General features: G+C 65.8%; 18 protein-coding genes. 9 read left to right on the top strand and 9 right to left on the bottom strand.

What is annotated here, in order from left to right; translation table 11 throughout:
* Window positions 1-385 precede the first annotated feature (385 nt).
* Both H0X95_RS01130 and H0X95_RS01125 read left to right on the top strand, forming a co-directional pair.
* Window positions 386-2,563 (top strand): glycoside hydrolase family 28 protein, encoded by a 2,178-nt coding sequence (locus tag H0X95_RS01130; protein WP_059721440.1) that lies wholly within the window; start codon window positions 386-388, stop codon window positions 2,561-2,563.
* Window positions 2,564-2,653: 90 nt separating this feature from the next.
* On the top strand, window positions 2,654-2,848 hold the full coding sequence (locus tag H0X95_RS01125; protein WP_006483370.1) for a hypothetical protein: 195 nt from the start codon (window positions 2,654-2,656) through the stop codon (window positions 2,846-2,848).
* Between the two features lie 35 nt (window positions 2,849-2,883).
* Here H0X95_RS01125 and H0X95_RS01120 read toward each other — a convergent pair whose 3' ends face one another.
* Both H0X95_RS01120 and H0X95_RS01115 read right to left on the bottom strand, forming a co-directional pair.
* Window positions 2,884-3,969 carry a helix-turn-helix transcriptional regulator gene (locus tag H0X95_RS01120; RefSeq protein WP_227746376.1) on the bottom strand — a complete coding sequence of 362 codons (1,086 nt, stop codon included), beginning with the start codon at window positions 3,967-3,969 and terminating at the stop codon, window positions 2,884-2,886.
* A 343-nt stretch (window positions 3,970-4,312) separates the two neighbouring features.
* The gene (locus H0X95_RS01115) at window positions 4,313-4,564 is read right to left on the bottom strand and encodes a hypothetical protein (RefSeq protein ID WP_006483379.1); all 252 of its coding nucleotides are present in this window, start codon (window positions 4,562-4,564) and stop codon (window positions 4,313-4,315) included.
* 767 nt (window positions 4,565-5,331) lie between these two features.
* On the opposite strand from H0X95_RS01115, the gene H0X95_RS01110 reads away from it, so the two are divergent.
* Window positions 5,332-6,390, top strand: a complete 1,059-nt coding sequence (locus H0X95_RS01110) for an NAD-dependent epimerase/dehydratase family protein (RefSeq protein WP_006497990.1) — start codon at window positions 5,332-5,334, stop codon at window positions 6,388-6,390.
* Window positions 6,387-7,376 (top strand): AraC family transcriptional regulator, encoded by a 990-nt coding sequence (locus tag H0X95_RS01105; protein ID WP_058903851.1) that lies wholly within the window; start codon window positions 6,387-6,389, stop codon window positions 7,374-7,376. Before H0X95_RS01110 ends, H0X95_RS01105 begins: the two co-directional genes overlap by 4 nt.
* Before the next feature lie 41 nt (window positions 7,377-7,417).
* Here H0X95_RS01105 and H0X95_RS01100 read toward each other — a convergent pair whose 3' ends face one another.
* Window positions 7,418-7,906: a RidA family protein gene (locus H0X95_RS01100; protein ID WP_006483369.1), complete on the bottom strand. Its 489-nt coding sequence runs from the start codon at window positions 7,904-7,906 to the stop codon at window positions 7,418-7,420.
* Window positions 7,907-8,134: 228 nt separating this feature from the next.
* Between H0X95_RS01100 and H0X95_RS01095 the strand changes: the two genes are divergently transcribed.
* The gene (locus tag H0X95_RS01095) at window positions 8,135-8,434 is read left to right on the top strand and encodes an H-NS histone family protein (RefSeq protein WP_196445877.1); all 300 of its coding nucleotides are present in this window, start codon (window positions 8,135-8,137) and stop codon (window positions 8,432-8,434) included.
* A gap of 172 nt (window positions 8,435-8,606) precedes the next feature.
* Here H0X95_RS01095 and H0X95_RS01090 read toward each other — a convergent pair whose 3' ends face one another.
* Window positions 8,607-8,939, bottom strand: coding sequence for a cupin domain-containing protein (locus H0X95_RS01090; RefSeq protein ID WP_006483368.1), 333 nt, complete (start codon window positions 8,937-8,939; stop codon window positions 8,607-8,609).
* 737 nt (window positions 8,940-9,676) lie between these two features.
* Between H0X95_RS01090 and H0X95_RS35855 the strand changes: the two genes are divergently transcribed.
* Window positions 9,677-10,678, top strand: coding sequence for a hypothetical protein (locus H0X95_RS35855; RefSeq protein WP_230878135.1), 1,002 nt, complete (start codon window positions 9,677-9,679; stop codon window positions 10,676-10,678).
* Window positions 10,679-10,776: 98 nt separating this feature from the next.
* Here H0X95_RS35855 and H0X95_RS01080 read toward each other — a convergent pair whose 3' ends face one another.
* Window positions 10,777-11,700 (bottom strand): LysR family transcriptional regulator, encoded by a 924-nt coding sequence (locus H0X95_RS01080; RefSeq protein ID WP_059721441.1) that lies wholly within the window; start codon window positions 11,698-11,700, stop codon window positions 10,777-10,779.
* A gap of 67 nt (window positions 11,701-11,767) precedes the next feature.
* On the opposite strand from H0X95_RS01080, the gene H0X95_RS01075 reads away from it, so the two are divergent.
* On the top strand, window positions 11,768-12,385 hold the full coding sequence (locus tag H0X95_RS01075) for a LysE family translocator (RefSeq protein ID WP_059721442.1): 618 nt from the start codon (window positions 11,768-11,770) through the stop codon (window positions 12,383-12,385).
* 34 nt (window positions 12,386-12,419) lie between these two features.
* Here the strand turns inward: H0X95_RS01075 and H0X95_RS01070 are convergent, their stop codons facing one another.
* Window positions 12,420-13,049, bottom strand: a complete 630-nt coding sequence (locus H0X95_RS01070; protein ID WP_006483359.1) for an FMN-dependent NADH-azoreductase — start codon at window positions 13,047-13,049, stop codon at window positions 12,420-12,422.
* Between the two features lie 132 nt (window positions 13,050-13,181).
* Between H0X95_RS01070 and H0X95_RS01065 the strand changes: the two genes are divergently transcribed.
* On the top strand, window positions 13,182-14,060 hold the full coding sequence (locus tag H0X95_RS01065) for a LysR substrate-binding domain-containing protein (RefSeq protein ID WP_059721443.1): 879 nt from the start codon (window positions 13,182-13,184) through the stop codon (window positions 14,058-14,060).
* Between the two features lie 82 nt (window positions 14,061-14,142).
* On the opposite strand, the gene H0X95_RS01060 is transcribed toward H0X95_RS01065, so the two are convergent.
* Window positions 14,143-15,393, bottom strand: a complete 1,251-nt coding sequence (locus H0X95_RS01060) for a saccharopine dehydrogenase family protein (RefSeq protein ID WP_006497984.1) — start codon at window positions 15,391-15,393, stop codon at window positions 14,143-14,145.
* Between the two features lie 43 nt (window positions 15,394-15,436).
* A complete protein-coding gene (locus tag H0X95_RS01055) occupies window positions 15,437-16,354 on the bottom strand; it encodes an acetoacetate decarboxylase family protein (RefSeq protein WP_196445876.1) in 918 nt (305 codons plus the stop codon).
* Window positions 16,355-16,593: 239 nt separating this feature from the next.
* On the opposite strand from H0X95_RS01055, the gene H0X95_RS01050 reads away from it, so the two are divergent.
* Window positions 16,594-17,001 carry a DUF3224 domain-containing protein gene (locus H0X95_RS01050; protein WP_034203941.1) on the top strand — a complete coding sequence of 136 codons (408 nt, stop codon included), beginning with the start codon at window positions 16,594-16,596 and terminating at the stop codon, window positions 16,999-17,001.
* Between the two features lie 9 nt (window positions 17,002-17,010).
* Here H0X95_RS01050 and H0X95_RS01045 read toward each other — a convergent pair whose 3' ends face one another.
* Entirely contained in the window at window positions 17,011-18,576 is a 1,566-nt protein-coding gene (locus H0X95_RS01045) for a methyl-accepting chemotaxis protein (RefSeq protein WP_048988569.1), read from the bottom strand.
* Window positions 18,577-18,688: the final 112 nt, after the last annotated feature.

The following is an 18,688-nucleotide window of genomic DNA, read 5'->3' as shown; positions in this document are numbered from 1 at the left end:
CGAGGAATCGCATTCTCTGTTTCCGCGCTTTTTCGCGAAACGTTTTCCGGAAACGGGTCGGCATGCAAACGGGATACCGACGTGGCGGTTTCCCGACATCCGGCAGCCTTGTTTCGCTTCGCTTGTCGTCGTTATAGGATGACTGACCACGATGTTGTCACGCCGCCGCGGCGCCACGAGCGCGCGCCGGCCCGCATCCCGCACGACGCGATTCGCGTCGGTGGCGCCCGGCTCGACGACCCGCGCCGGCGGCCGCTCCCGCCCGCTTCAGCGTTGCCCGCTGCCCGTCACCGCTCGCGCTCGCGTCGCGGCGACCCGCGCCGCCCGAACGACCCGATACCAACCCGGCATCGCGCCGCCGATGCCTCTTCAGGAGATCTCCGTCATGACACTTTCCGTTGCCCGGCCACATTCCCGGCCGAATTCCCCGCCCAGCCGACGCCCGCGTGCGCTCGGCCTGCTCGCCGCGCTGCTCGCCACCGCCGCCGCGCTCACCGCGTGCGGCGGCGGCGACGCGAGTACCGGCGGCGGCGCGGCGTCGACCGCACCGCCCGCGACCAGCGTGTTCCAGGTCGGCACGACGACCGTCGACCCGAACCTGCCGCCCGAACCGGCGTTGCCCGCCGACACGCAGGTGTGCAGCACGCTCGAAGCCGCCAATACGCTCGTGAGCCGCCCCGACGGCTCGCTGCCGCCGGAGGCCGATCCGTCGACGGCCGGCGTCGGCAAGGCCGTGTCGACCGCGACGGCCAACCCCGACCAGGCGCGCATCCAGGCCGCGCTCGACGCCTGCGGCGCGGCGGTCGACGCCGAAGTGGGCGCGACGATCGCGGCGGCGGACGCCGCGGCCACCGCCGCGCAAAAGACGGCCGCCGCGCCGAACGCGAACCTCGCCGGCGCGTCCGGCGAGGAACTCGCGAAGCGGAAGTACCGCGCGAGCAAGTTCGCGGTGCGGCTCGTCGTCAATCGCGCGGGTCCCGGCAACGGCTTCATCAGCGGGCCGCTGACGCTGCCGTCCGGCGTCACGCTGTGGATCGACAAGGGCGTCACGCTGTATGCGTCGCGCGACGTGAAGGCGTATTCGCCGAACGCCGCCGGCCCGTACTGCGGCAACACGGCCGTCAGCGCGACGAAAGCCGGCAGCTCGTCGAACTGCGCCGCGCTGATCACCGGCACCAACCTCGTCAACGCGGCCGTGGTCGGCGACGGCCGGATCGACGGGCGCGGCTACGCGGAGCTCGTGACGTCCGATGCGAAATACCCGCTGATGAAGGTCGACCTGACCTGCTCGAACACCTACGCGGCGTACAAGAGCGGCACCGTGGCGCCCGACGGCACCGCATGCGACGACGGCGGCACGGTCGTCGATTCGAAATCGACCGTGCGCAACATGACGTGGTGGGATCTCGCGTATCTCGGCAACATGGTGCAGAACGGCACGACCGGCTTCGGCTCGCAGTCGAATTTCCGGCTGATGGTGTTCAACTACGCGAAGAACCTCACGCTGTACCGCATCACGCTGAACAACAGCCCGAATTTCCACGTGGTGCCGAGCGGCGTCGACGGGCTGACGATCTGGAACGTGAAGGTGCAGACGCCGACGCTCGCCGCGTTCGCGAACCCGGCCGGCAACGGCAACCCGCTGTACAACGGGCAGACGTTCAACGCGGACAACGTGAAGAACACCGACGCGTTCGACCCGGGCTCCGCGTCGAAGCCGACGTCGGTGGCGCTGTCGACCGGCAGCACGACGACGTCCGCCGCCGCGATCTCGTTCGACGGCTACCTGAAGAACTTCGTGTTCGCGTACAACTACGTGAGCACCGGCGACGACGATATCGCGCTCAAGGGTAGCAACAATCCGGCGCCCGCCGGCTCGGGGCTGTTCGGCATCGACGGCAATCGCGACGTGCGCGCCGATCGCAAATGGGGCGTCGTGATCGCGCACAACCACATCTACTGGGGGCACGGCATCTCGATCGGCAGCGAGACCAACGGCGGCGTGACCAACGTTCAGGTGTACGACAATGCGTTCCGCGATTCGGAAGAAGGACTGCGCATCAAGTCCGACTATGCGCGCGGCGGCGAAGTGAGCAACATCCACTACGCGAATATCTGCATCCGCGATGCGAAGAACGCGCTGCTGTTCACGCCGTACTACAGCACCAAGGCCGTGCCCGCGAGCGGCCCGCTGTATCCGAACTTCCACGACATCTCGCTCGCGAACGTCGTGATCGAGGGCGCGGCCGGCGTGAAGCTGCAGGGCTTCGAGGCGAACACCGGCGGCTACGGCGAGCCGGCGTTCCCGCTCGTGATGTCGCTGACCGACGTGGTGGCCGATACGCCCGACGGCATCGCGACGATCGCGTCCGACGCGAACCTCACGCTGCGCAACGTGAACCTGCCGGTGTTCCCGTCGACCGCGAACCGGGTGGTCGTCAACGGCAGCGCGGTCCACGCGATCGATCCGGCCAGCGTGCTCGACTGCAGCAAGGCGTTCGTCGACTTCCCGGGCATCGACCAGTCGAACCCGTTCGGGTCGACGTGGGCGCCGGCGCTGTAACGCGCGGTCCTGCCGTCGCCGTCGCGCGTGCCGCCTCGCGGGCACGCGCGATGCTCGCCGTGACATCACGCAACGCGAAAGGAGCCTGTGATGTCGACCACGAAGCCATCAGCGACCCCCGACCCGGCTGCCTCGCCGAACGCCGGCGACGAAGGCCCGGCCGACGCGCCGGGCATCGGCGAGGACACGTGCCGCGTCTGCCGCGGCACCGGCCGGGTGGAGGGTCAGCCATGCACCGTCTGCGGCGGGACCGGCAAGATACTGCAGGGAATCGGCGGCGGATAGGTCAAAACGCCGCCGCGCGCGCGTGCATCGATCGTTCAGGTCTGCATGACGAGCGACGTCAGTTGCGCGGCGCGCGCGACGTCCGTCTTCGTGTAGATCGACTTGATCTGCGCACGGACCGTGCCGATCGACACGCCGCGCAGCGCCGCGCATTCCTGCGGCGAATGCCCGTCGCAGCACAGCAGCACGGCGAGATCGGCTTCGGCCGACGACAGCCCGTAGAACACCCGCAAGCGCTGCGCGCGCGCCGCCGGCGAACGCAGGTCGGCGGCCGTCATCAGCGCCGCGACGCCGGGCCGTTCGCGCGCGAGGCGCGACTGTTCGGGAACGGGAATCAGCGCGAGCGGCAGCGGTTCGCCGGTGGTACGCCGCAGCAACAGCCCGCCGCGCGCGAACGCGTGCCGCCATTGCGCATCGTCGACGCAGCCTTCCGGCGCGAACCGGCCGTTCACGATCCGCAGCGCCGGTTCAGCGGCGATCAGCTGCTGGGCGGCGCGATTCATATAGCGCAGCTCGCGCTGCGCGCCGAGCAGGAATACCGGCACCGGCACCGCATCGAGCGCCGACTCCGCGGCGGCCACGCGCGCTTCGAGCTCGCCGATGCGTGCGTGGATGCGCAGTGCGCGGCTGATGTGGGCGCCCATGATTTCGATGGTGCGGCGCTGCGCGTCGGACAGCCCTTGCGCTTCCGGGCCGCCCTGTACGCTCAGGAACGCGCCGGCACCTTCGCCGCGATGAATGTACAGGCCCGAGATGCTGCCGAGCCCGAACGGCTGCAGGAATTCCCGGTAGAACACGCCATGTGTGCGCTCGCGCACCGACAGGTGCTTGACGTCCTCGAACCAGCGCCCCGCCGGCCAGTCGGCGGCAACCGGCACGACCGGGTCGTACAGGTAGAACTCGGTGTTGTAGCTGTGGTGGCACGCGGCGACCCACGACGGATCGTCGCCGGCCGCCTGTTCGATCGCCGGCAGCCTCGCCGCATCGTCGAACGACAGCAATGTGGCCATGCGTGCGCCGACCGACAAGCGCAGCCCGTCCAGCACCGCTTCCCATCGTTGATCGCCCAGTGCCGCGGCGTAGATGTCATCGATCCATGCCGATGGAATCAACCCGTTCATCTGCATCTGGCCACCCCGCGCCGTGCGTTTTCGTCGAACGTCGTTCGGGCATCTTACTCAATCGGCCTCATTGTTCAAATTGCCGATGCGGGTTTGATCGAAATACCACGTTTGTTACCGTTTCTCGTCTGACGTAATGGCCGTCTTTGACACGGCGGCCGTGGAATCGGCGTTGACGCAGACGGCGGATGGCGGCCTGCGCGGTTGGCGCGGTTGGCGCGGTTGGCGCGGTTGGCGCGGTTGGCGCGGTTGGCGCGGAACGAAAGGTTGTCGCAAGTGGCGGCGTTCGAGGCCGATCGTGATGCGATGGCACGCGGTTCGGCGCCTGCTCCCGACGATGCACTTACTTCATCGTCGCGAATCGCGCTTCCATCTCGTCGATCTTCGCGAGCACCGCTTCGCTCAGCTTTCTGACGTGACGCGGCACGTCGGGCGTCGACAGCAGTTCCTCGATGCGCCCGCGCCAGTAACTCGGATGCCTGACGCGTCCCGCGCCCGACATCGACACGTCGTCGACGTCCGTCTCGCTGTCCAGCAGCGCCACCATGCGCTGGATATGCGAGAGCTCTCGTTCCACATAGTCTCGTGCGAGCATATTGATTGAAATTCCCCGAAATACGACATCAGGCCTTCCGTCATCAACGCGCCGTCGTTCGCGGCGCCAACGACGCACCGCCTACGTTGCACGTCAGCGTACGCGACGACTGTGACGATCGACCGTGCGGACGTTCACGGCGATCGACACGGAACGACAAGCCTGCTCGATTGTTCTGGTGATATCCGGTCCCCGGTGCCTTGTTGATCATCGTAGGCGTACCGCGCGGCGCCAGCATCCCCAAAAGTGGGGATGCCGGTTGATATCGGTCAGGTCGCGGCTTCCCGAAATGACGGGGATGAAGACAGGAGCGGGACGCTACCGCACGACGAATCGCGCGCTTTCACATCTGACGAATCGACCGCCGGAAGCGACGTGCCGCTTCGTCGCACGCGATGCCGCGCACGTCACACGTCAGTCCGGCGGCTCCAGCGCTTCCCGCCCGTCCGGACGCCCGGATGCACCACCGGGCTTCGTGATGTTCCAGCGCGCGGCATCGTTCCAGTCGTCATCCATTCGATAGGAAAGCCGAGCATTGGCGCGAAACAGCGCGCCGCGGAATTTCCTGCCGTCGCTCGCGAGCGCGTCGTGCAGAGACGGTCCGATGCGCCTGACGCCGTCGATCCGATCGCGTGAATGGCGCTCGCATGAGCCTGCGTACGTCGCGACGCTGTCGCGCCCTGCATGTCAATTGGCGCGCTTTGCGAGTGAAGTGGCGCGCAAAAGGCGGCATCATGGCGCATCATCTCTGCAACGGAATCCCGTCCATGAATATCGATACCGACCTGCCCGTCATGGTGACGGGCGCAACCGGCTACGTCGCGGGCTGGCTCGTGCAGCGGCTGCTCGAGGCCGGCCTGACGGTCCATGCGGCCGTGCGCGACCCCGACAGCCCCGACAAGCTCGAGCATCTGCAGCGCATCGCGGCCGGCAAGCCCGGCACGATCCGCTATTTCCGCGCCGACCTGCTCGAACCCGGGTCATATGCCGACGCGATGGCCGGTTGCGGGACCGTGTTCCATACCGCGTCGCCGTTCACCGTCACGGTCACCGATCCGCAGAAGGAGCTGGTCGATCCGGCGCTGCTCGGCACGCGCAATGTGCTCGAGACGGCCAACCGCACGCCGTCGGTGCGGCGCGTCGTACTGACCAGCAGTTGCGCCGCGATCTACGGCGACAACGCCGATCTCGCCGCAACACCCGGTGGTGTGTTCACCGAAGCGATCTGGAACACCAGTTCGTCGCTGACCCATCAGCCCTATTCGTATTCGAAGACGGTTGCCGAGCGCGAAGCGTGGAAGATCGCCCGCCAGCAGCAACGCTGGGATCTCGTGACCGTCAACCCGTCGCTCGTGATCGGGCCCGGCATCAACCCGTATGCGACATCGGAAAGCTTCGAGATCGTGCGGCAGATGGGCAACGGCACGATGAAGGCCGGCGTGCCGGATCTCGGCCTGGGCGCCGTGGATGTCCGCGACGTGGCCGACGCGCATCTGCGTGCGGCGTTCCTGCCGAACGCCAACGGCCGCTACATCGTGTCGGCGCACGACACGAGCCTGCCGGCGATGGCCGCCACGCTGCTGGAACGATATGGCGCCGACTACCCGATTCCGCGGCGCATCCTGCCCAAATGGCTGGTGTGGTTGGTCGGCCCGCTCGCGAACAAGAGCGTGACGCGCCGCGTGGTCGCCCGCAACATCGGGCTGCCCTGGCGCGCCGACAACAGCCGCAGCCGCAACGAACTGGGGATCCGCTATCGCCCGCTCGCCGAGTCGATGAACGATTTCTTTCAGCAACTCGTCGAAACCGGGCAATTGCGGCGATGAACCGCTTCGCGATTTCGCCGGGCTGGCAGGTCGTGATGGTCGACCTCGGCCTGCGCGCCGACGAACTGCTGCGGCACGCGCAATTGCCTGCCGATCTGTTCACGCGGCCGGAGAACGGGCTGACGACCCGCGAGTACTTCCGCATGTGGCGTGCGATGGAGGACATGGCGAACATGCCGGCCGTCGCACTGCGCATCCTCGATCTGCTCTCGGTCGAAGCCTTCGATCCGCCGCTGTTCGCCGCGTTGTGCAGCCCCAACCTGGAGATCGCGATCCGGCGGATCGGCCAGTTCAAGCCGCTGATCGGCCCGATCCGGTTGCGTGTGTCGCACGAGGCCGACGCGCTCACCCTCGCCGTCGACTTCCTGGAACGCGAGGTGCCGCCGCCCGGCATGCTGGTCGCGGCCGAACTCGGCTTCTTCGTGAAACTGGCACGGCTCGCGACCCGCACCGAGTTGCCGGCGCGCGCCGTCACGCTGCCGCGCGACGTTCGCCCGCATCCCGGCTATGCGCGCTTTTTCGGCGTGACGCCACAGTACGGCGATGCGCCTTCCGTCAGCGTGGCGCTGCAGGATGCGCGGCGTCCGTTCGTGACCGCGAACCATGCGATGTGGCAGATTTTCGAGCCCGACCTGCGCCGCCGCCTCGACGCGTTGTCGGCCGAAGCCGGCATCGTCGAGCGCGTGCGCGCGGCGCTGCTCGAATTGATTCCGGGCGGGCTCGCCACCACGGACGGCGTCGCCCGAACGCTCGCGATCAGCAAGCGGACGCTGCAGCGGCGGCTCGGCGACGAAGGCGCGAACTTCAAAACGCTGCTCGCGGAAGTTCGCGAGAAGCTCGCGTGGCATTACCTCGATCGCTCGGATCTGCCCTACAGTCAGATCGCTTTCCTGCTCGGCTACCAGGATCCGAATTCGTTCTTCCGCGCATTCAGTGAATGGACCGGAATGACGCCCGAAGCCGCCCGTTCGCGCACGGCGCGCTGATCGACGCCAGGCGGCGCGTTCCGTCGCCCAGCCACGGCGAATCAACCAGCGGCACCGCCGCGGTTCAGCCCGAAAATGAAATCCGCTTCGACCGATGCACCCTTCGGCAATTGCAGCACGCCGACCGACGAACGCGTATGGACGCCGGCGTCGCCGAGCACCGCGTACAACACGTCGGACGCGCCGTCGGCCACTTCGCTTTGCATCGTGAAGCCGGGCGCGCTGCGCACGTACACGGTCATGCGCGGCACCGTCGCGATCGCATCGAGCGTGCCGCAATGCTTGCGGATCAGCGACAGCGCGCGCAGCGCCGAGATGCCGGCCGCGCGGCGGCCATCGTCCAGCGAAACGGATTCGCCCACGACGCCGACGAAATGCACCACTTCCCCGATACGCGGCACCTGGCCGGCAATGTAGGCCGTGCTTCCGTCGACCAGCACGGGCGTGTACTTTCCGCCGATCCTGATCGTTTCGTCCGGATCGAATCCGAATTCGGCTGCAACCTGTTTCAGCGTGTCATCCCTGTTCATCAGTGAATTCCCCAATCCCTCTGAAAAAAGATAAAGAATAATTGAGTCTCCGCAGCGTGTCTCGCCGGAGAAGATCGGACGCAAACGATTCAAGTCAAACCACTTCTCAGGTGTTCGAAGCAGTCGTGCATTGCCATATCGGCAATGGAATTCGTAGTCGGCGCAATTTTCTTTATCATTTCCGGTTGAAACCGCTATCATGTATGGACACAACCTGAAGAGTGATATATGGCAACTTACAAGGAACTGAAAGCTCAAATGGACGCTTTGGCCGAGAAAGCCGAAGCAGCGCGCGTCGCTGAATTCCAGGCGATCGTCGACGCCATCCGCACCAAAGTCGCGGAATACGGCATTACCGAAAAAGACATTTTCGGTACGCGCCGCGGTCGGCCGGCCAAACAAGCGGGCGCTCCCGTGCAGGCAAAGTATCGCGATCCGAAGACCGGCGCGACCTGGTCGGGCCGCGGTCGCGCGCCCGCATGGATCAAGGATGCGAAGAATCGCAATCGATTCCTGATCCAGGAATAAGATTGCCGGCATGATCCGGCGCGCGATTCAACGCGCTGTCCGGCGATTTGGGCATTGAGTCGGGCATCGATACCGGCGGGTTTCCAAGGCCGTTCCGGTTGACGAGGTTTTGCCCGATCGGCGTGTCGCGCACGGGTCAATCGACCGATCGTGCCGCACGCCAATCCTTTCTTCAGCGTTCGTAATAGATCGCAAGCCAGACGGTTTGCATTTCGTCATGCGTCCACGCGACACGATGACGGCAATGCGGCTCGATCAGCACGTAATCTCCCGCGCGCATATCGAGCCGCGTTGCATCCGCTTCGAATTCGAGCACGGCCGCGCCGGACAGCAGCACGACCCATTCGGCGCGCGAGTCGTCGTACCAGAACCCGTCCGGGCTCGCATGCCCCATCGATACGATTCGCTCGACGTTCACGTGCGGGCCCGTGACCAGCATGTCGATTCGCTCGTCGCCGCCGCGCCGCCCTTCGGCGCTGAATAAATTACCGGTTTGAAGTAGCATCGCCACGCCTCGTCGTGGATGGTCGGGTAAAGATGCGGGTTTAAAGGCGACGGGAAATGTTCGCTGCGGCCCGACATCGCCCGGGGTTGCACGCGCGTCGTTAAATGTTTTGTAAAAAAGATGAAGAATGAGTGCAACTTTATCCACGCTCATTCACAGGTGCGATAAAGCACATCGCAACGATCTTTTAGCGACGCGCACGCCATCATGCGCCATTTCGGCAAAGCCGGTCGAAATCTGCCACGCCCGTGCGTCTGGCCGGCTATCCGGTATTGCCCTTGCAACACTCAGGTTTGCACGCAATGGTGACGATGTCGATCTTTGCGCCAACTCTGTTCGTCGCCTGCAATGTCGATCGCGACGGCTTGTTCCCGGGAAACCCCGCGTCGCGTGCAATTGAATTCGGCAAAGACCAGTCTGGCATCTGCGTCGATCAATGCCGACGAGCGTAGCGCGGAACCACTGCGCTGCCCATTCCGGATACAGAGACAGTCGTCGCTCCCTGCCCAAGGCGACCTTGAAGCCGCTCGACGAACTTGCCACAATCCAAAAAATCCGCGAGTGCTATATCGTCGACTGAACTTTCCTTGCGCTCGGGCAGCGCGATCAAGATCGTGCATCAGCCTGTTTGACGAACGACGCGAACGTTCAGCCCCAGGCTGCAAGCCACGTGACTATCTTCGAGTGGCGGGACAGCGGCGACTACGGTATCTGATATCGGTACATCGGGAACTACCATGCGATATCCGCAAACTTCTTTCATTCTGTCGGCCATCGACGCGGATCTGCTTTACCCGTGCCTGGAAGTTCGCTTCGAAACCGACGACCTCGATACGCTGCGACGACTCGTCGATCCGGACGCACCCGAGGAGGCGGAACTCGACGACTGGTATCGCCTGACTCCGGCGCAGGTCATCGCCGTGTGCGAGGTCTTCGGGATCGAGTTCGGACATGATTCGCGCCAGGGATACCTCCGCAGGCATGTCGATACCGGCGCTCACATGCCTTACCTGGTCCATACCGGTTACGAACTGGCTTTGATGGTGCACGGGCGGAAGCCGTTCGGGTTCGTTGAATTCAACAGCGAATGGTTACCGTCGGTGGAACTGAAGGCACGTTTCGACGCGTATGTCGCTCGAGGTGTCCTGCACGCTCACGAAATCATCCAGGACGCTCCGGCTCGCCCGGATCGTCCCGCTCGTCGTATCGGGCAAATCTTCTATGCGCGCAAAGGTGAGGAGTGGCGCTTCCGCGCGCTGGAATTAATCCGGCAGCACATCAACCTGGAAGGGGACGGTTGCGAGAACATGGAACGCCTCGAGGGCGCGTTGCTCGGATACGAGCGATGGCAGAACGACTGGTGGATCGACCACCTCGCGCGCAGTGGTATCGGCCTGTACGGTGCATCCTGTATCGTCAAGGCGAACCGGACGCAATTCGAGCGGCTCGTTCATGCAGGTTTCCGGGCGCTTCCGCCAGTCGACACGCCCACGTTCACGCTGTATTGGTCACACTGGGTCGATGATGACGCGATGAAAGCGGCCATCCGGGACGACCCGGACATCGAAGCATTCGTTCAGTTCAACGTCGGGTTGGTTCATATCATGCACGTAGCCGATTTTCGAACTGCCGGCCCTCACGAGATTCCCGCCTCGCTGATTCCGACGATCAATCGCCATCTCGTGCGGGCGGTACGAGTCCTGGTTCAACGCGACGACCGGTCCGTGCCGGTCCGTTGACAGCGGCGAGGCATGCCACGCCTGCCATCGCCTGAATCACCCCGGCGCTTCGGGCACACGCTTCGCCGCCTGTTTGAAGGCCCGCTTGGCAACCGCCGTCAAACCCGTCCCCTCAACCAGCCCAGCAACGCCGCCTGCGCACTCCCGTCCGCCACCGGCGCCGGCGTCAACAGGTAGTAATCGGATCCATCCTCGACGAACCCCATCGGCGCAACCAGCACACCGCTTTCGATGTCGTCGCGCACCAGATGCCACGGCCCGATCGCCACCCCAAGCCCCGCGACGGCCGCCTGCAGACTGAAGTAGAAGTGATCGAACCGCTGCCCGCGCCCGTTCGCGGCCGGCTGCTTCGCCGCCGCCGCCCACGCGTGCCATGCGTCCGGCCGGGTCCGCGTATGCAGCAGCGCAGCGTCGGGCTTCAACGCGCGGCCGCCGCGACGCGATGCAAACCACGCGCCGACCCTGTCCGGCCGGCAAACCGGCCCCACCCGTTCGGCGAACAGATGTTCCGCGTGATACCCGGCCGGCCACGCGAAATCGTTGCGACGAATCGCCATGTCGATACCGTCGTCGAACGAGAACGGCCCGCCCGCGGCGGCCAGATGGATATCGACGCCCGCATGCCGCGCCTGGAAATCCGGCCAGCGCGGAATCAGCCAGCGCATCAGGAGCGTCGGCTCGCACGACAGGACCGGACGTCGCGCACGGGCGGCCTCGGTGCGCAATGCGTGGGCGGCGTGACGCATCAGCCCCAGGCCATCATGGACGGCCTGGGCGAGCGTGCGGCCGGCATCGGTCAGGAACACGCGACGACTGCGTCGCTCGAACAGCGCCACGCCCAGGTCGTCCTCGAGCAGACGTACCGCGCGGCTGACCGCGCCATGGGTCAGGCACAGCTCGTCGGCCGCGCGGCTGAAATTCTCGTGACGCGCCGCCGCCTCGAAACAACGCAGCGCCATCAGCGACGGCAGGTTCGTCCGAATCGACTGTGATCCAGACTCACCATTCTGGTCAGAAAACATCGTTTTCCCCGATGAAGCACGATGGATACGATTGTGCCATCAACCCATTCATCGCTGGAGCAACACCATGACCGAACTGATAGTCGTAGTCACCATTACGCTGCTGGCCGTCATCAGCCCGGGGCCTGACTTCGCGATGGTCACGCGCAACAGCCTGATGCTGTCGCGTCGTTCCGGCGTGTTCACCGCATGCGGGATCGGGCTCGGCGTGACGGTCCACGTGAGCTACACGCTGCTGGGCGTCGGGCTCCTGATCCGACAATCGCTGTGGCTCTTCAACGCCGTCAAGCTGATCGGCGCGATGTACCTGATCTACCTCGGCGCAAAGATGCTCATGACGAAAGCCGGCGACGCGCAAGCCGACACCCGCGTGGCGCCGCTGTCCGATCTCGCCGCGCTGCGCACGGGCTTTCTGACCAACGCGCTGAATCCCAAAACCACGGTGTTCATCGTCAGCCTGTTCATGCAGGCCGTGCGCCCCGACACGCCGCTGATCGTGCAAATCGGTTACGGCGCATTCATCGCGGCCGCACATGCCGGCTGGTTCAGCCTCGTGGCGCTGTGTTTCTCCGCCACGGCCGTCCGCGATCGCCTGCTGTCGCTGCGGCACTGGATCGATCGCACGTTCGGATGCCTGCTGGTGAGCTTCGGCGTCGCGCTCGCCATCGCACGCGGCGGGCGCTGACCCTCGGCCCGCGCGGATGCAGCGCGCGGCGACATCAGAACGTGCGCGCAATCGCCCGCGCTTCGTCGATCGCGCGGCTGCGGTCGACCTTCCCGTCCGGGAACAACGTGCGCTCGACGACGATCCCGGTGACGTCCGTCACGCCCACGAACCTGAGCCACGTTTCCATGTAAGGGCGCTGCAGATCGAACTCGGCAGCCGGCGTCAACGACCCCGGCGACTGATAGGCCAGCCCGCGCGCGTAGACCACCGCCGCCTTTTTGCCGATCAGCTTGCCGGCAAAACCCGCTGCATCGAACGTGAACAACACATCCTTCTGCGAGATCACGTCGATCAGGTGCTTGAGTTTGTACGGAATGCTGAAATTCCACAGCGGCACGCCGAACAGGAACTTGTCCGCTGCGTGGAACGGCGCCGCGAGCCGCTCGATCTGCCGCCACGCTGCCGCCTGCTCCGGCGTCAATGCCGTGCCGCTCAATCCCGCATATTTCGCGGCCAGCGCGGCGGCATCGAACTCGGGCATCGGCAGATCCCAGATATCGAGCTTCCGAATCTCGTGATCGGGATGCACTTGCCGGTATGTGTCGAGAAACGCGTCGCATACCTCGATGGACGCCGAATATGCCTTGTTGGGTGAGCCTTCGATATAGAGCACGCGTGTCATGACGCCGGTCCTTGCCAGAAGTGACGACGGCGCGCGGGATGCGCGCTCGCCCACTGCACTTCGCAGCCTAGCGGGTCGGCCTATAATCCGGAAACGATATTAATTGATCGAATTGACCCGGATTGGTGATGAATGAACCCTCCTCTCGACACCGCGCTGCTTCATACGTTCGTTGCAGTCGCCGACGTGCGCAGCTTCACCGGCGCCGGGCGCCGGCTGAACCTCAGCCAGTCCGCGGTCAGCGCGCAGATCGTGCGCCTCGAGCAACAGGTCGGCCAGACACTGCTCGTGCGCAATACGCGCAGCGTGACGCTCACCCCACACGGCGAAACGCTGCTCGGCTACGCGCGTGCGATGCTCAACCTGAGCGCGGAAGCGCGCGCCAGGCTGGGAACGGGTAACGCGGTCGACGTCAAGCTGCGGATCGGCGTGTCGGAGGATTTCGCAGGCGGCTGGCTGCCGGACCTGATGCGCCGCCATGGCGCCGCGCGACGCGGCCTGCGGCTGGAGCTCGTCGTCGATATCGGCGACAGCCTGTTTCGACAGCATGCCGACGGCGAATTCGATCTCGTGATCGGCAGCCGGTGCTCGCACTCGGGCCATGGCGCGACGTTGTGGCAAGAGCCGCTCGTCTGGGCGTTCGCGCGGCATGAGCCGCTGCCGGAAGGCGACGTGCCGCTCGCGTGCTTCCCCGATCCATGCCCGTATCGCGGCGCCGCCATCACGGCGCTCGCGCTGGCCGGCATGCGTTACCGGATCGCGTGCGAAAGCCCGAGCGTGACCGGCATCCGGACCTTCGCACGGGCCGGCATCGCGATCGCACCGGTGCCGCGCAGCGCGATCGACGACACGCTTCGCGAACTCGGCTTGCCCGAAGGCTTGCCGGCGCTGCCGGAGATGGAATTCGTGATGATGCACGACGCGCGGATGCCGGCGGCCGTCGAATTCGCCGCAATGATCCTGGACGAAACGGCCGCCCGCGCCGGAGCAGGCACGCGCAACCGGGCGTAGCGGGCAGCGCCCGCGGGCGTCCCGCCGGCGCCGGCCCCTGCATGGCGTCCCGCCCGGCTCGAATAGCGGATGGCGACTGCCTTCAAATCACCTCGAAACGCAAGCCGGCATGGCGAACCAGGCGCTCGATATAGCGCTCGTCGAACATCGTCGCGGGCGTCCAGAAACCGCCGCCGCGGCCGGTCTTCACGCCGTCGCGGCGGCAATCGAGCGCGAGGCCGAGCGCGGCCTGACCGAGCATCTTGCCGGTGGAGCCGTAGCCGGGATCGCGATCGCCGGTGACTTTCACGCGCAAGATTCGCCCGTCGTCGGTGCGGCCGAAGAAGCGCAAATCGTAGCGGCCGGCCCGTTGAGCGTCGACGCTCGGCCCCTCGCCGGGTTTCGGCAGCAGGAAGCGCGCCATCAGGCTGCGCACCGGCCCGATGAGGACGCCCACCATGAATGCGCCGAGGCCCGCCACCATCGTCAGCGCGGTCACGCGTCCTTTCAGGCCCGTGCCCGTCATCACGGCCTCGTCATAGGTGAAGCGGCTGCCGTACGCATTGCCCGCCAGCGCATTGGAGCGGTGCACGACGCGCTCGTTGATCGCGGCCATCACGAACGGTGCGATCCACGCGCCGCAGTCGCGATCGAATTCGGCGGATCGCACCGCGTGCTGCCGCACCGTGAAACCATGCCGTTGCGGGCACAACGAATAAGGATCGAGCAGTTCGCGGCGCAATGCCGGATCCGCCGCCGCCTCGCGCACGACGTTGATCACGCTGGCCACGGTGCCGCCCGACGCACCGCCCTTCAGCGTTTTGACGCGCATCTTCACATGAGCGGCCGGCTCGCCCCATTGCTGCCGCGCCTGTTGCTGCAGGAAGAACACGCCCATGTCGGAAGGCACCGAATCGAAGCCGCAGCAATGCACGATGCGCGCGCCCGATTGCCGGGCCGCGGCTTCGTACCGGTCGATCATCCGCCTGATCCACTGCGTCTCGCCGGTGAGATCGCAATAGTCGGTGCCGGTTTGCGCGCAGACCCTGACCAGCGGCTCGCCGTACAGCGCGTAGGGGCCGACGGTGGACACGACCACCCGCGTTTGCGCGCACAGTGCCTGAAGCTGCGCTTCGTCGGCCGCGTCGGCGACGATGATCGGCACCGACTGCCCGGCCGCGCCGAGCGTATCCCGGACCTGCCTGAGCTTCGCGTCGGAGCGGCCCGCGATCGCCCAGCGCAACGTATCGCCCGCGCCCGCGTCCGACAGGTAGTCGGACAGATAGCGGGTCAGGATTTGCCCGACGAAACTGGTGGCGCCAAATACGACGAGATCGTAGGTCGGTTGAGGCATGGACGACTCCTTCCGTGCGCGCACGTCGCACGCATCCGTATCGTTAGCGTGGCTTTCCGGATTCGTCGAACGCCCTCAAAGGCGTCGGCAGATTTAGAACCAGTTGCACATCCTTGACCACGTCGAGACGCATGATTGTGGATGCGCCGAGCCCGTCGAGCAACTGGCTCAGCGGCCCGCCGTGCCGCACCAGCTCGACGTTGCGCGGCAACAGGCGCTGCGCGAACGACAGCATGTTGGTCTGCACCGACGACTGATGCCATTCGCCGTCGATGCGATTGACCATCGTCGTCGTACCCATGTGCGATTGCGACGGGACGTGGGTCAGCGTCGGCAGCGGCACGCTCAGGCTCAGATCCGGCCGCCCGCCCGGGCCGGCGATACGCGCGCGCGCGGTGGCATCGATGTTCACGTCGATCTCGGCGAGCCACTTCGGCAACTGATAGCCGTGTACGCCACGTACCCGCGCAATGTCCGTCGTGACCGGCAGCGCCAGCACGTGCGCGAAGAAACTCCGGCGCCGCATCGAGTCGATCAGTTCCAGCGCGTGCGAACCTGTCGCGCCGGGCCGGCGAATGACCACCGCGACCGATACTTCGTCATACGGATCGTTGTCGCAGACCGAATACGAAAAGAACGTCAGCGCGACGAGCCCGTATCCGGGCAGCGCCCGCAGCGGTTCGAGCGGGATCGGCAGCATGGTCCGCAAGCGGTCGAGCGGTGCAAGGAACAGCAGTTGAATGCTGCTGGAACGGTAGTAGAAGTTCGGCGCCCAGGTCGGGCCCACGCGTGATGCCACCTGACGCTTCGGAATTCGCCGGAAAAAATCGATGTTCCCCGCCGCGGGATCGCGCGCCACCGCGTCCAGGTCCGGATTCATCCGGAACCGGTCGTAGTACCCGCCCTCGGGCACGTCGACCGTGTGCGGCCCGAATTCGACCTGTGTAAAACGTCTGTCCATGTTCGTCGCCTCTCGTCGATGCTCGACCGTGGCAGGCGAAATCCTCGGCCTGCCGATTCACTGCCGTCAGCATGGACTCTAAGCTTCAAGTCAGCTTCAAGGTCAAGGCGATGAGTAGAGGAAGATGTCGGACTGCGGTGGCGCGACGGCTCGTCCCGTACACGGCCGGCATTCGGTCACCGTCGGCGGAACCCGCTTGGCTTATAGTGCGGAGTGCCCATTCAACGAGGAGAATGCCAATGAAACTGCAGGCCAGCGGTCCATTCGAAGTGAAGCTGAATCCGGAATCCCTGAGTCGCGTCGCCGAATCCAGCGGGCTCGGCCGCATGTCGCTGGACAAGCATTTTCACGGCGATCTGGAAGCCGTCAGCCAAGGCGAAATGCTCGCGTTTCGCAGCAGCGTTCAGGGTTCGGCCGGGTACGTGGCGATGGAAACCGTCACAGGCGTGCTCGGCGGACGCAAGGGCAGTTTTGTCCTGCAGCACAGCTCCACCATGACGCGCGGGCAGCCGGCGCAGTCGATCACGGTCGTGCCCGATTCCGGCACGGACGAGTTGCTCGGGCTGTCCGGTTCGATGCACATCGACATCGACAACGGCCGGCATGCGTACCGCTTCGACTACGCGTTGCCGGACGCACCGCAATAAGCGCGCCCGTCACGCGAGCGCCGCTTCGCGCAGACGGAACTGCGCGACCGCCGCACTCAGCCGCGCGCCCTGTTCGTCGAGCGACAGCGCCGCGGCCGCCGCCTCCTCGACCAGTGCGGCATTGCGCTGCATCGTCTGCTCCATCTGAATCACCGCGGCGTTCACCTGTTCGATGCCCGACGACTGCTCGTCGAATGCCTGGCTGGTTTCGCCCATGATCGTGTTGACGCGCTCGACCGCCGCAACCAGCTCGGCCATCGCCGAGCCGGCCAGGGCGACGAGGCCGCTGCCATCTTCGACGCGTCGCGCGGAATGGCCGATCAGATCGCGGATTTCCTTCGCCGCCGCCGCACAACGTTGCGCGAGCCCGCGCACCTCGCTCGCGACGACCGCGAAACCGCGGCCTTGCTCACCCGCGCGCGCGGCTTCGACGGCGGCGTTCAGCGCGAGGATGTTGGTCTGGAACGCGATGCTCTCGATCACGCCGACGATGCCGGAGATGCGTGTCGAGCTGTGCGAAATTTCCGACATCGTCTCGACGACGCGCTGCATCGCTTCGCCGCCGCGCGATGCAATGCCGGCCGCGCCCTCGACGTAGGTGCGCGCATCGCGCGCGTTGTCCGCGTTCTGGCGCACGGCCGCCGTCAGTTGCTCGACGCTCGCGGCCGCCTGCTGCAGCGACACGGCCTGCTGCTCGGTGCGCGCGGACAGGTCGACGTTGCCGCTCGCGATCGTGCGCACGTCGCCGACGATCGTCTCGGTGCTCGCGCGCACCTGGCTGACGGTCTCGACGAGGCCGTCCTGCATCCGCTTCAGCGCATTCAGCAGATACGCCATCTCGTTCTCGCCCGGCACGACGACGGTGCCGGTCAGGTCGCCCTTCGAGATCTTTTCGAACTGGTCGACCGCGAGATTGATCGGCCCGATGATCGCCTTCGCGAGCACGCGCTGCGCAACGAAGCCGACGACGAGCGCCAGCACCGCGACCGCCCCCATCCCCCATACGATCCGGTGGAAATTCGTACCGGCCGCATCGTAGCGCGCCTTCTGACGCGTGACCTGGAACGATTCGAGCGCGTCGATCGCCTCCTGGTAGGCGGCGAACAATGCCGGCGGCGCGGTGCGCTGGGTGTCGAGGAAGTTGAACGCGTCGTCGCCGTCGAGCTGCGACAGCGCCTTCAGGAACACGCGGTCGAGCAGCGCGCGCCGGCGATTCTGCAGCGTGTCGAACAGCGCCTGCTCGCCGGCGTCGCGCGGATGCAGGCGCGTGTACGCGTCCAGCTCGTCGTCGCTCTGCTTGAGCAGCGTGTGGAGTTGCGCGACTTCCGCCTTCGCGGGCTGGCCGGCGCTGATGATCTGCGCGACGTCGCTCATGCGTTCGCGCAGCACCAGCATTCGCTCGGAGCTGGTCTTCAGATGCAGCAGCGACGCGGTATCGTCGCGGTACATCGCCTCGAGCGAACCGTTGCCCATATAAAGCGCCGCGATGCCTGCGCCGACCACCAGCACGAGCAGCACGGTGTAGCCGGCGATGGTCGCGACGAGTCCACCACGGATAGTGAGTTGTTTTCGCATGACGTTCCCTTGAGCCGGCCGGGCACGGCCAGCGGCGGATGTGAATTCCGGAACACGAACGACGCGCGCCGTGACGCAAGACGAGGCGCGGGGGCTGCGAACGGGTTAACGG

This window comes from Burkholderia sp. 9779_493 (assembly GCF_015712215.1).
GTDB lineage: Bacteria > Pseudomonadota > Gammaproteobacteria > Burkholderiales > Burkholderiaceae > Burkholderia > Burkholderia cenocepacia.
This window is presented reverse-complemented; position numbering and strand designations above follow the sequence as displayed.